A 13133-nucleotide genomic window follows, 5' to 3' on the forward strand; every position below is an offset into this window, starting at 1 on the left:
GATCTGGCTGGACCGGTACAACCTGGAACGACCCCACACCGGCATCGGCGGCCTACGCCCCATCGACCGCGTGAACAACGTCCCGGGTCAGTACAGCTAGCGCGCGGTGCCGTCCTGCGGGCCCGTGCCCCACGGCGGTGCCTCGCCCGCGGACGCGACCTCCTCGACGATCTCGTCCGCAGGCGCCTCGACCGCGTCCTCGACGGGACCGGCGACGTCGCTCGCGGCGGCCGTCGCGTCCGGGCCGTCCTGGGCGTGCAGCGCCCGCGTCCGCAGCAGGCTCGCGACGGTGGTGACGGCGAGCGCACCGATGATCACGACGAGCGACAGCCAGATCGGGACGGTCGGCACGGCGTCGAGGTGCTCCCCGCCGTTGAGGAACGGCAACGTGTTCTCGTGCAGCGCCTCGAGGATCAGCTTCACGCCGATGAACCCGAGGATCACCGCGAGACCGATCGGCAGGTAGACGAGCCGCTCGAGCAGGCCGCCCAGGAGGAAGTAGAGCTGGCGCAGGCCCATGAGGGCGAAGACGTTCGTCGTGAAGACGATGAACGGGTCCTGGGTGAGCCCGAAGATCGCGGGGATCGAGTCGAACGCGAAGAGCAGGTCGGTGCTGCCGATCGCGAGGAACACGATGACGAGCGGCGTGAAGACCCGCTTGCCGTCCTCGATCGTGCGCAGCCGGCCGCCGTCGTACTGCGTGCCCAGCGGCAGCACCTTCCGCAGCGCCCGCACGGCGCGGTTCTCGTGGTACTCCTCGGGCTCGTCCCCGCCGGCCACGAGCTTGATCGCCGTGTAGATGAGGAAGGCACCGAAGAGGTAGAACACCCACACGAACTGCGCGATGATCGCCGCGCCCGCGAGGATGAACGCCCCGCGCAGCACGAGCGCGACGATGATGCCCACCATCAGGACGCGCTGCTGCTGGTCTCGCGGGACCGCGAACCGCGCCATGATGATGACGAACACGAAGAGGTTGTCCACGGAGAGGCTGTACTCCGTCAGCCACCCCGCGTAGAACTCCCCGGCCGGTGCCGCACCGCCGACCGCGCCCACGATCGCCCCGAAGACGAGGGCGAGCGCGACGTAGAAGCCGACCCACAACGCGCTCTCGCGCATCGAGGGGACGTGCGGGCGACGCCCCACGACGAACAGGTCGACGAGGAGCAGCACCGCGAGCGCCGACAGCGACGCCCACTCGAACCAGACGGGAAGCTCGTGAACCATCAGCGTGAGCCCTCCGAGCTCTCGACGGAGCGCCGACGGTCGGCACGGTCCTTGGCGAGGCTCGCGACCGTGGTGATCGTGAGCACGACGACGATGAACCCGAGCGACAGCGCCGTCGAGATCTCCGGGATGGCGGTGATGTGCTCACCGCCGTTGATGAACGGCACCTCGTTCTTGTGCAGCGCGTGGATGAGCAGCTTGACCCCGATGAAGCCGAGGATCGCCGCGAGGCCGTACGCGAGGTAGACGAGGCGGTCGAGGAGGCCGTCGATGAGGAAGTAGAGCTGGCGCAGGCCGAGCAGCGAGAACGCGTTGGCGGCGAACACGAGGTAGGTCTCCTGCGTGAGCCCGAAGATCGCGGGGATCGAGTCGACCGCGAAGAGGAGGTCCGCGCTGCCGATCGCGATCATCACGATGAGCATCGGGGTGATGTAGCGCTTCCCGTCGATCTTCGTCGTCATCTTGTCCTCGACGTACGTCTCCGTCGTCGGGAACAGGCGGCGGGTCAGCTTGAGCGCACCGTTCTCGTGGAACTCCTCGTCGTGGCCCGAGCCCGCCTTGACCTGCGTCCACGCGGTGTAGAGCAGGAACGCGCCGAAGATGTAGAAGATCCAGCTGAAGTTCTCGATGAGGGCCGCGCCGAGGAAGATGAAGATCGTCCGCAGGACCAGCGCGATGGTGATGCCGATGAGCAGCACCTTCTGCTGGTAGAGCCGCGGGACGCGGAAGCTCGTCATGATGAGGACGAACACGAAGAGGTTGTCGACCGACAGGCTCTTCTCGGTGATGTAGCCGGCGAAGTACTCACCGCCGTACGTCGAGCCCCAGACCGCCCAGACGATCCCGCCGAAGGCGACCGCGACGGCGACATAGCCCGCGGACCACCAGGTGGCCTCGCGCAGGCTCGGGGCGTGGGGCGTGCGCACGTGCCCGACGTAGTCGACGGCGAGCATCGCAAGGATCACGCCGACGGTGACGAGCCAGACCCAGACGGGGACGTCCATGCAGAAACCTCCGGTACGTAGCACTGAGTACCGAAGGTCTCTTCCGCCACGCACCGCCACGCGCACCCGCACGGGACGCGGGCTGGTGGTTGCGGGACCGGTGACACCGGGCCGACGACTGCGCCGGCCGTGATGACGACATCACCGTGTGGGAATACTCCCCCTCGCTGAGGAGCCAGCATAGGCCATGGCTCCTCCTGACGTGACAACACCGTGCCACCGTGGACTGTTCCTCGGTGGCCCGTGAGCGGCGCGCCCGTCGTCTCAGCGGCGGCCCCTCAGGCGGTCGCGGCCTGCATCTGCCGCAGCTCCTTCTTGAGTCCCGAGATCTCGTCGCGCAGCCGGGCGGCGAGCTCGAACTGGAGCTCGCCCGCGGCCGCGTGCATCTGGTCGCTCAGCTCCTGGATGAGCTCGGCCAGGTCGCTCGCCGCCGCGCCGGCGAGCCGGTTGCCCGACGACGCGCCCTCCTTGGGCCCGCCGGGCACCGGTGCCTTGCCCTTCGCGCCCTTGCCCGGCTGCCGGTACCCGCCCGCCAGGAGCTCGGCCGTGTCGACGTCCTCGCGCGCGAGCATGTCCGTCACGTCGGAGATCCGCTTGCGCAGCGGCGTCGGGTCGACCCCGTGCTCCGTGTTGTACGCGATCTGGCGCTCGCGCCGGCGTTCGGTCTCCTCGATCGCCGCGGCCATCGCCGGGGTGATCTTGTCCGCGTACATGTGCACCTGCCCGGAGACGTTGCGGGCCGCGCGGCCGATCGTCTGGATGAGGGACTTGGGCGACCGCAGGAAGCCCTCCTTGTCGGCGTCGAGGATCGCGACGAGCGACACCTCGGGCAGGTCGAGGCCCTCGCGCAGGAGGTTGATCCCGACGAGGACGTCGTACTCACCGAGGCGCAGCTCGCGCAGCAGCTCGACGCGCCGCAGGGTGTCGACCTCCGAGTGCAGGTACCGCACCCGCACGTCCTTCTCGAGCAGGTAGTCGGTGAGGTCCTCCGCCATCTTCTTGGTGAGGGTCGTGACGAGGACGCGCTCGTTCCGCTCGACCCGCTCGCGGATCTCGTGCAGCAGGTCGTCGATCTGCCCCGTGGTCGGCTTGACGAGCACCTCCGGGTCGACGAGGCCGGTCGGCCGGATGATCTGCTCGACCACGCCGTCCGCCATCGAGAGCTCGTAGTCGCCGGGGGTCGCCGACAGGTAGACGGTCTGGCCGATCCGCTCGACGAACTCCTCCCAGCGCAGGGGGCGGTTGTCCATCGCGCTCGGCAGGCGGAACCCGTGGTCGACGAGGCTGCGCTTGCGCGACATGTCGCCCTCGAACATCGCGCCGATCTGCGGCACGGTCACGTGCGACTCGTCGATGACGAGGAGGAAGTCCTCCGGGAAGTAGTCCAGCAGCGTGTTCGGGGCCGATCCCGCCTCGCGGCCGTCGATGTGCCGCGAGTAGTTCTCGATCCCGGACGCGGTGCCGATCTGGCGCATCATCTCGATGTCGTACGTGGTGCGCATGCGCAGCCGCTGCGCCTCGAGCAGCTTGTTCTGCCGCTCGAGCTCGTCGAGCCGCTCGGCGAGCTCGGCCTCGATCGAGGAGATCGCGCGCTCCATGCGCTCCGGCCCCGCGACGTAGTGCGTCGCCGGGAACACGTGGATGCTCGGCTCGGACCGGATCACGTCGCCCGTGAGAGGGTGCAAGGTCTGGATGCTCTCGATCTCGTCGCCGAAGAACTCGATGCGGACCGCGAGCTCCTCGTACACCGGGATGATCTCGACCGTGTCCCCGCGCACGCGGAACGTGCCGCGCGTGAACGCCATGTCGTTGCGCGTGTACTGCATGGTCACGAACTGCCGCAGCAGGTCGTCGCGCTCGACCTGCATGCCGACGTCGAGCCGGACCATGCGGTCGACGTACTCCTGCGGCGTGCCGAGGCCGTAGATGCACGACACCGACGCGACCACGACGACGTCGCGCCGGGTGAGCAGCGAGCTGGTCGCGGAGTGCCGCAGGCGCTCGACCTCGTCGTTGATGGACGAGTCCTTCTCGATGTAGGTGTCCGTCTGCGCGATGTACGCCTCGGGCTGGTAGTAGTCGTAGTACGAGACGAAGTACTCGACCGCGTTGTTGGGCAGCAGCTCCCGGAACTCCGTCGCGAGCTGCGCCGCGAGGGTCTTGTTGGGCGCCATGACCAGCGTCGGGCGCTGGAGCTCCTCGATGAGCCACGCCGTCGTGGCCGACTTGCCCGTCCCGGTCGCGCCGAGGAGCACGACGTCCTTCTCCCCCGCGCGGATGCGCTGCGAGAGGTCCGCGATCGCCGTCGGCTGGTCGCCGGACGGCTGGTACTCGGAGATGACCTCGAACGGGGTGGTCGCACGCTGGAGATCGGTCACGGGACGCATGAGTCCACGGTACGTCGAGCCACCCACACGAACCCTTCCGCGCGCGGTCGACGCACCCCCTCGGAGCCACGACCGGAAATCACCCCGACGTAATTTGGAAGGTGTCATTCGGAACCTCTAGGGTCGCCTCGACCCTGCCGCTCCCCGACGCCCGTGGAGCAGCCTGACCGCACGGACCACGGGCGACGGAGTCCGCCAGCAGTAAGTCAGCGCCGCTAGCGAACCCTCGACCTGGAGCCGACACCATGCGCCTTCACCCCGCGCGCCCCCGCGGAATCCCCCTGCTCGCCCTCACCGCGCTCACCCTGACGACCGTCGGCCTCGCCGCGCCCGCGACCGCTGAGCCGCTGGCTGCCGCGCCGACGGTCACCGCCGACGACGTCTGCACCGCGGACCCGTCCACGCGACCGGTCGGTGTGTACGAGCTCACCGCCGTGGAGGACGCGGGCGTCGGCATCTGGGCGGGGGGCGGCCTCACCGTCACGACGGCGACAGAGCTCGAGGGCCGCGTCGTCGTGGGCGGGGACGCCGACCTCTCGGGAGCCGGGAGCCTCAACGTGGGGACCGCGGGGGGCGGCGGCTCGGCCATCACCCCGGCCGGCGGGACCGACATGCTCGTCGTCGGGGGCGACCTCGCGACCGCGACGAACACCCAGGTGGGCTTCCACGCGTCGAGCGGCGGCAACGTCGTCGTCGGGGGCGAGATCACCGGCGCGACCCCGAGCACCGAGAGCCGCAACGCCCCGGGCCGCCCGGGCACCGTCACGCAGGGCGTCGGCCGCGAGGCCGCCCTGCGCCCCTACACCGCGCTCCCCGGGCTCGTCACGGGCATCGCGACCGACGCCGCCGACGGCGCCGTCGCCGCCGCACCGGAGGGCGGCGTCCTGACGGTCGCGGCGGGCGGACGGTACACGCTCACCGCCGCCCAGGCGTCTACCCTGACCACGCTGTACGTCACCGGGAGCGGTCCGGTGCTCCTCACCGTCACCGGGTCCTCGGTGGACGTGCCGGGGCTCAAGCACGTGGAGTACGGCGGCGAGCGCGTCTACCAGAACAGCCAGTACCTCTCCGCGCACTTCCTGTGGAGCTTCCCGGACGCGACGCAGGTGACGCTCGGCACGAACGACCAGTTCCCCGGGACGGTCGTCGTGCCGCGCACGGACGCGACCCTCACCGTCGCGACGTCGACCAACGGGCGCATCCTGTCCAACGGCGCCGTGGAGTACACCGGGGGCGCCGGGATCGAGCACCACAACTACCCGTTCGCCGGACCGTGCGAGTCGACGCCGTTCGTCGAGGAGCCCAAGCCGGAGCCGTCGCCGGAGGGTCCCCACCCGGGCGAGGGCGTGACCACGCCGCCGACGACCACCGAGGAGACCCCTGCCACCGAGGAGCCGGGCGAGCCTTCCGCTGAGGCGACCCCCGCAGCCGAGACCCCGACCCCCGGCCCCGACGCGACCCCCGTGTCCGCCGAGCAAGGTGCCGGCACGCCGGAGAGCGGCCTCGCGACGACGGGCGCCTCGGTCGTCGTGCTGGCCGTGGTCGCCGCGCTGCTGCTCGCCGGAGGCGCGACGATCCTCGTCGTGGCACGCCGGCGCGCGACGCGCTGACGCTCGGGGCACGAGCACGCACCGAGGGCCCGGCAGGACGACCTGCCGGGCCCTCGGCGTCACTGCGCCCGGCTCAGCTCTCCGTGCCGCCCGCGAGGACCGGCTCGGAGGTGCCGAGGAGCGCGTGCCGCACGACTGCGGCCACGGCCGCGACCTGGTCCTCGATCGGGACCACGTCAGCGTCGGGGACGTGGACGAATCCGGCGCGCCGCCCCGGCCCGGCACCCCAGTGGTGCATGAGGGCGTAGAAGACGTCGTTGCACACATAGGTCCCCGCGGTGCTCGACACGGCCACCGGCACACCCGCCGCGCGGATCGCCGCGAGCGACGCCTTGAGCGGGAGCGTCGACCAGTACCCGACCGGCCCTCCCTCGGCGACGGGGACGTCGACCGGACGGTCGCCGACGTTGTCGGGGATGCGCGCGTCGCGCACGTTCACCGCGACCCGTTCGAGGCGCACACCCGGCGCACCGCCCGCCAGGCCGAGCGCCACGACGACGTCGGGCTCGTGCTCACGGATCGCCGCGTCGAGCACCGGCCACGCCCCGGCGAAGGTCACGGGGAGCCGGACAGCGACTACCCGCTCGCCCACGAGCTCCTCCCCGCGCTCGGCGAGTCGCGCGGCAGCCTCCCACGACGGGTTCGTGAGGGCGCCGTCGAACGGCTCGAACCCGCTGACGACGACGGTCACGCCTCGTGCTCCTCGATCTCGGCCTGGACCTCGGCGTCGACCTCGGCGCAGACCCGCACCCAGAGCTCGTCGACCTGCTCGCGCAGCGCCTCCGGCGAGCCGGAACCGTCGAGGGTCACGTCCGCCGCGGCGAGCCGCGCCGCGTCGTCCGCCTGGGCGGCGAGACGCGCACGGGCCTCGTCCTCGCTCAGCCCGCGCCCCTCGACGAGCCGGGCCACCCGCACGTCCGCAGGCGTGTGCACGACCACGACGCAGTGGAAGCGCGCGGGGTCGCCCGTCTCGACGAGGAGCGGGATGTCGTGCACGACGACGGCGCGCGGGTCGGCCGCGCCGGCCGCCGCCTCGTGCTCGGCCGCGAGCCGGCGCACCTCCGGGTGGACGATGGCGTTGAGGCGTGCGCGCGCGGCGTCGTCTCCGAACACGACGCGACCGAGCGCGGCGCGGTCGAGCGCGCCGTCGGCGTCGAGGACGCCCGGCCCGAACGCCTCGACGACCTCGTCGAGGCCGACCGTCCCGGGCGCGACCGCGTCGCGGGAGAGCGCGTCGTAGTCCACGACGACGGCGCCGAGCTCGGCGAAGCGTGCGAGCGCGACGGACTTCCCCGCCGCGATTCCTCCGGTCAGGCCGATGCGAAACATGCGCCCCATCCTGCCAGCCGGTGGGCGACCTCGCGCCGGGACCGCTCAGCCCGGTGGGAGGGCTCAGCCGTGCGCGCCGGCGCCGTCCGCCGGTCGGTCGCCGGCGCGCGCACCGTCCCGCTGCTCGCCCGCGACGGCACGCAGGAGCCGCAGGAGCTCGGCACGCTCGGCGGCGTCGAGGCGCGCGAGGAGCGTGCCGGCGCTCGACGAACGCTCCGCTCCCACCTGAGCGACGACCTCGCGCCCCTGCGGGGTGAGCTCGACGAGCGTCGCTCTGCGGTCGTGCGGGTCGGGGGTGCGTCGGACGAGCCCGGCCTGCTCGGCGTCGTCGACCTTGGACGTCACCGAGCGCGGGGCGACGTCCAGCGCGGACGCGACCGCACCGAGCCGGCAGGGCTCGTCGCAGCGGGCGAGGAACCGCAGCATCCGGTACTGGCCGGGCGTGGTTCCCGCCGGCTGGGCACGCTCGCTCGCCTCGCGTCGCACGCTCCGGAGCGCCGCGTGCAGGAGCGCGAGGAACTCTCCCGCCTCGTCCGTGGAGGCCGGGCCACCGACCACGCCCGGTGCGGGGCGCGCGCTCGCATCGCTCGTCACGAGGCCGAGCGTACCCGGCAGGACGGGGTCTTGTTGAGATCACTCATTGTGAGTTAAACTCACTATCGTTGTCGCGCGAGCGGTCCACGCGACCGAGCCCCCAGCCGGCCGCGCCGGCCGGCGCCACGCCGCCGCGGACGACCGCGCCCCTCCCCACCCTCGGAGGCCCCATGTCTTTCACCTCACCTCTCCCCGGCTCCGGCGGCGGGCGCGGCATGCGCTCGTTCCGCCAGGACTCCTCCGTCGCGTCCCGTCGGCTGCACCGCGGCACGATCCGACGCGTCCTCACGTTCGCCCGGCCCTACCGCCGCCAGCTCGCGGCCTTCCTCGTGCTCATCTCGATCGACGCCGCTGCGGGCGCGGCCACGCCGCTGCTGTTCCAGCGGATCATCGACGACGGTATCACCGCGGGCGACGTCGGCGTCGTCGTCAGCCTGTCCCTCGTCGCCGCCGGCCTGGCCGTGCTCTCGGGCGCGCTCGGCGTCGCCCAGCGCTGGTTCTCCTCGCGCATCGGCGAGGGCCTCATCGTCGACCTGCGCACGGCCGTCTTCGACCACGTGCAGCGCATGCCGCTCGCCTTCTTCAGCCGGACCCGCACCGGCGCGCTCGTCCAGCGGCTCAACGGCGACGTCCTCGGCGCGCAGCAGGCCTTCACGTCGACGCTCTCCAACGTCTTCTCGAACCTCCTCACCGTCGTGTTCGTCCTCGCCGCGATGCTCTCCATGTCCTGGCAGCTCACCCTCCTCGCCCTGACGTTGCTGCCCGCGTTCGTGCTCCCGGCCCGCTGGGTCGGCAAGCGCCTCGCCGCGATCACGCGCGAGAGCTACGAGCTCAACGCCGAGGCGGCGCAGACCATGAACGAGCGGTTCAACGTCGCGGGCGCCCACCTCGTCAAGGTCTTCGGCGACCCCGCCCGCGAGTCGTCCCGGTTCGCCGCCCAAGCCGGCCGCGTGCGCGACATCGGCGTGAAGCAGGCCATGTACGGCACGGTCTTCCGCGTCGGGCTCACCGTCGTCGCCTCCGTCGCCGTCGCGATCGTCTACGGGCTCGGCGGCGTCATGGCGATCTCGGGCTCGCTGACGGTCGGCACGGTCGTCGCGCTCACCGCCTACCTCGGGCGCCTCTACGGACCGCTGACCGCCATGTCCAACGTCCAGGTCGACGTCATGACCGCCCTCGTGAGCTTCGAGCGCGTGCTCGAGGTGCTCGACCTCGAGCCGACCGTGACGGACGCGCCCGACGCCGACGACCTCGCCGACGACCTGGAGAAGGCCGGCGCGAGCCTCGAGCTCGACGGCGTGACGTTCCGCTACCCGGGCGCCGCCGAGGTCTCCCTCGCCTCGCTCGAGTCCGTCGCCGTCGAGGGGGCCGACCCCACGACCGACACGCTGCGCGACGTCTCCTTCTCCGTCCCCGCGGGGGCGATGGTCGCGCTCGTCGGATCGTCCGGCGCGGGCAAGACGACCGTGTCGCAGCTCGTCACGCGCATGTACGACCCGACCTCGGGGCACGTGCGGATCGCTGGGCGCGACCTGCGCGAGGTCACGCAGGAGAGCCTGCACGACGCCGTCGGCGTGGTCACGCAGGAGGCCCACCTCTTCCACGACTCGATCGCCGAGAACCTCCGGTACGCCAAGCCGGACGCGACGGACGCCGAGCTCGAGGCCGCGCTGCGGCGCGCCCACGTGTGGGACGTCGTCGCGGCGCTGCCGTCAGGGATGGACACCGTCGTCGGCGACCGTGGCTACCGGATGTCCGGCGGGGAGCGTCAGCGCCTGGCCATCGCGCGCGTGTTCCTCAAGGCGCCGCGGCTCGTCGTCCTCGACGAGGCGACGGCGCACCTCGACTCCGGTTCCGAGGCCGCGGTCCAGGCCGCGCTCGCCGAGGCGCTGCGCGGACGGACGTCGCTCGTCATCGCGCACCGACTCTCGACGGTCCGCGAGGCGGACCTCATCGTCGTCCTCGACGCGGGACGCGTCGTCGAGACGGGCACGCACACCGAGCTGCTCGCTCGCGACGGCCGGTACGCCGAGCTGTACCACACCCAGTTCGCCGACTCCCCGGTGCCCGTGGCCTGACGCCGAGCATGCGGTTGCTGACCACCGAACATGGGGTTGCCGCCCGTCCTGGGTCCAGGACGGGCGGCAACCCCGTGTTCGGCGGGGCAGGGTCGGTTGCCGGGCACGGCGAAGGGCCCGCCACCCCTTCGGGTGGCGGGCCCTTCTGCGACCTGCGACGTCTCCGCCGGAACGGCGGAGGGCGTCAGGAGATCAGTTGCCGGTGAGCTTCTCGCGGAGCGCGGCGAGCGCCTCGTCCGACGCGAGCGTGCCCGTGGCCTCGGCGGCCGGGGCCGACGAGTAGGACGTGCTGCTCGAGGACGACGAGCTCGAGGAGCCCGAGTCGCCCGACGCGGCGTCGAAGTCGGCCTTGACGGCCTCGGCGACCTGCTTGCGGTGCGCCTCCCAGCGCTCGTGCGCCTTGGCGTACTCCGCCTCCCAGGCCTCGCGCTGCGTCTCGAAGCCCTCGAGCCACTCGTTGGTCTCCGGGTCGAAGCCCTCGGGGTACTTGTAGTTCCCCTGCTCGTCGTACTCGGCGGCCATGCCGTAGAGCGCGGGGTCGAAGTCGTCCGACTCCGGGTCCACGCCCTCGTTGGCCTGCTTGAGCGAGAGCGAGATGCGGCGACGCTCGAGGTCGATGTCGATGACCTTGACGAAGACCTCGTCACCGACGTTGACGACCTGCTCCGGCAGCTCGACGTGGCGCACGGCCAGCTCCGAGATGTGCACGAGGCCCTCGATGCCGTCCTCGACGCGCACGAACGCACCGAACGGGACGAGCTTGGTGACCTTGCCCGGCACGACCTGACCGATCGCGTGGGTCCGGGCGAACGTCTGCCACGGGTCCTCCTGCGTCGCCTTGAGCGACAGCGAGACGCGCTCGCGGTCGAAGTCGACGTCCAGGACCTCGACCGTGACCTCCTGGCCGACCTCGACGACCTCGGAGGGGTGGTCGATGTGCTTCCAGGAGAGCTCGGAGACGTGCACGAGACCGTCGACGCCGCCGAGGTCCACGAACGCACCGAAGTTGACGATCGAGGAGACGACACCGGGGCGCACCTGGCCCTTCTGCAGCGTCTGCAGGAAGGTGGAGCGGACCTCGGACTGCGTCTGCTCGAGCCAGGCACGGCGCGAGAGCACGACGTTGTTGCGGTTCTTGTCGAGCTCGATGATCTTCGCCTCGATCTCCTTGCCGACGTACGGCTGGAGGTCGCGGACGCGACGCATCTCCACGAGGGAGGCCGGGAGGAAGCCACGGAGGCCGATGTCGAGGATGAGACCACCCTTGACGACCTCGATGACGGTGCCGGTGACGACGCCGTCCTCCTCCTTGATCTTCTCGATCGTGCCCCAGGCGCGCTCGTACTGCGCACGCTTCTTGGACAGGATCAGACGGCCTTCCTTGTCCTCCTTCTGGAGGACGAGGGCCTCGACCGCGTCGCCGACGTTGACGACCTCACCGGGGTCCACGTCGTGCTTGATGGACAGCTCGCGGGAGGGGATGACGCCCTCGGTCTTGTAGCCGATGTCGAGGAGGACCTCGTCGCGGTCCACCTTGACGATCGTGCCTTCGACGATGTCGCCGTCGTTGAAGTACTTGATGGTCGCGTCAACGGCGGCGAGGAAGTCCTCCTCGGTGCCGATGTCGTTGACGGCAACCTGGGGTGCGGACTTCGCGGGGGTAGAGATGGTCATTGAGTTCGATGCTCCGATGCGGACAGGTGTAGTCGAGCGGGTAGGGTTCTCGGCGCGCCGCTGCCGCTGCCCCGTGGACGTCATGGTTGGCGTCGAGTTCGGGACGAAGGCAGGCGCAACGCACCGCCGTCCACCTTATCCGGGTGTCACCCCGGTGGTCAACGCGAGGACGGACGCCGCTGCGTCCTGCGCCCGGCCGCCTCAGGCGAGCACGCGCGCGACGCGGAGCAGCTCCTCGGGCACGCGCTTGGGCCGCCCGGCCACCTCCGCCAGCGACACGAGCTCCACGCGCTCCCCGCGCAGCGCCGTCATCACGCCCGACGTCCCCGCGCTCACCGCGTCGACCGCGGCGACGCCGAACCGGCTGCCGAGGATGCGGTCGGTGGGCGTCGGCTCCCCGCCGCGCTGCACGTGCCCCAGCACGGTGAGGCGCGTGTCGAACCCCGTGCGCTCCGCGATCTCCGCGCTCACGCGCTCGCCGATCGACCCCGCGACGATCTCGCCGAAGCGGCCGAGCTGCTGCGTGAACTCCATCGACGAGCCCTCGCGCGGGACGGCGCCCTCGGCGACGACGACGATCGAGAAGTTCGCGTGCGCCCGGTGCCGGTGCCGCAGGAACTTCACGAGCTGGTCGATGTCGAAGGGCTCCTCCGGCGCGAGGACGACCTCCGCGCCACCGGCGATGCCGGAGTTCACCGCGATCCAGCCGGCGTGGCGTCCCATGACCTCGACGACCATAACGCGGTTGTGGCTCTCCGCCGTGGTGTGCACGCGGTCGAGGGCCTCGGTCGCGATGTTCACCGCGGTGTGGAACCCGATGGACAGGTCGGTGCCCTCGACGTCGTTGTCGATCGTCTTGGGGATCGCGACGATCTTGACGCCCGCCTCGGCGACGCGGCTCGCGGCGTGCAGCGTGCCGTCGCCGCCGATGCAGATGAGCGCGTCGAGGTGCTCCGCCTCGACCGTCGCGAGGACGGCGTCCATGCTGCCGTCCTCCTCGCGCGGGTGGAACCGCGCCGTGCCGAGCAGCGTCCCGCCGACCGGGAGCACGTTGCGGATGTCCTGACGGCCGAGCGGGTGCACGTCACCGTCGACCACCCCGCGCCACCCGTTGCGGAAGCCGATGATGGTGTGCCCGTACTCCCCCGTCCCCTGCTTGACCACGGCCCGGATCGCCGCGTTCAGGCCGGGGCAGTCACCTCCGCCGGTGAGAAGTCCGATGCGCACCTG

Annotated in this window: 10 protein-coding genes; 2 read left to right on the plus strand and 8 right to left on the minus strand. The window is 71.4% G+C overall.

Translation table 11 applies throughout. The features are described from left to right. Positions 1-96: 96 nt before the first annotated feature. The 3 genes from ACFVN3_RS07205 to uvrB all read right to left on the minus strand — a co-directional run bounded on the left by ACFVN3_RS07205 (position 97) and on the right by uvrB (position 4618). Positions 97-1227, minus strand: a complete 1131-nt coding sequence (locus ACFVN3_RS07205) for a TerC family protein (RefSeq protein ID WP_378232082.1) — start codon at positions 1225-1227, stop codon at positions 97-99. Beyond that, positions 1227-2231 (minus strand): TerC family protein, encoded by a 1005-nt coding sequence (locus ACFVN3_RS07210; protein WP_378232084.1) that lies wholly within the window; start codon positions 2229-2231, stop codon positions 1227-1229. The genes ACFVN3_RS07205 and ACFVN3_RS07210 overlap by 1 nt, the downstream gene beginning before the upstream one ends. A 278-nt stretch (positions 2232-2509) precedes the next feature. Then, positions 2510-4618 carry an excinuclease ABC subunit UvrB gene (uvrB, locus tag ACFVN3_RS07215; protein WP_378216403.1) on the minus strand — a complete coding sequence of 703 codons (2109 nt, stop codon included), beginning with the start codon at positions 4616-4618 and terminating at the stop codon, positions 2510-2512. A 245-nt stretch (positions 4619-4863) separates the two neighbouring features. Between uvrB and ACFVN3_RS07220 the strand changes: the two genes are divergently transcribed. Further along, the gene (locus ACFVN3_RS07220; protein WP_378232086.1) at positions 4864-6228 is read left to right on the plus strand and encodes a choice-of-anchor A family protein; all 1365 of its coding nucleotides are present in this window, start codon (positions 4864-4866) and stop codon (positions 6226-6228) included. A gap of 73 nt (positions 6229-6301) precedes the next feature. Here ACFVN3_RS07220 and ACFVN3_RS07225 read toward each other — a convergent pair whose 3' ends face one another. The 3 genes from ACFVN3_RS07225 to ACFVN3_RS07235 all read right to left on the minus strand — a co-directional run bounded on the left by ACFVN3_RS07225 (position 6302) and on the right by ACFVN3_RS07235 (position 8151). Next, positions 6302-6919: a pyroglutamyl-peptidase I gene (locus ACFVN3_RS07225; RefSeq protein WP_378232088.1), complete on the minus strand. Its 618-nt coding sequence runs from the start codon at positions 6917-6919 to the stop codon at positions 6302-6304. After that, positions 6916-7557 carry a dephospho-CoA kinase gene (gene coaE, locus ACFVN3_RS07230; RefSeq protein WP_378232090.1) on the minus strand — a complete coding sequence of 214 codons (642 nt, stop codon included), beginning with the start codon at positions 7555-7557 and terminating at the stop codon, positions 6916-6918. The genes ACFVN3_RS07225 and coaE overlap by 4 nt, the downstream gene beginning before the upstream one ends. Before the next feature lie 63 nt (positions 7558-7620). Then, a complete protein-coding gene (locus ACFVN3_RS07235; protein ID WP_378232092.1) occupies positions 7621-8151 on the minus strand; it encodes a MarR family winged helix-turn-helix transcriptional regulator in 531 nt (176 codons plus the stop codon). A 170-nt stretch (positions 8152-8321) separates the two neighbouring features. On the opposite strand from ACFVN3_RS07235, the gene ACFVN3_RS07240 reads away from it, so the two are divergent. After that, the gene (locus tag ACFVN3_RS07240) at positions 8322-10229 is read left to right on the plus strand and encodes an ABC transporter ATP-binding protein (protein WP_378232094.1); all 1908 of its coding nucleotides are present in this window, start codon (positions 8322-8324) and stop codon (positions 10227-10229) included. Between the two features lie 192 nt (positions 10230-10421). Here ACFVN3_RS07240 and rpsA read toward each other — a convergent pair whose 3' ends face one another. Next, entirely contained in the window at positions 10422-11903 is a 1482-nt protein-coding gene (gene rpsA, locus ACFVN3_RS07245; RefSeq protein ID WP_375823766.1) for a 30S ribosomal protein S1, read from the minus strand. A 201-nt stretch (positions 11904-12104) separates the two neighbouring features. Next, positions 12105-13130 (minus strand): 6-phosphofructokinase, encoded by a 1026-nt coding sequence (locus ACFVN3_RS07250; RefSeq protein ID WP_053370761.1) that lies wholly within the window; start codon positions 13128-13130, stop codon positions 12105-12107. Between the last annotated feature and the right edge of the window lie 3 nt (positions 13131-13133).

This window comes from Cellulosimicrobium sp. NPDC057862, assembly GCF_042797035.1.
In the GTDB taxonomy this organism is placed as follows: Bacteria; Actinomycetota; Actinomycetes; order Actinomycetales; family Cellulomonadaceae; genus Cellulosimicrobium.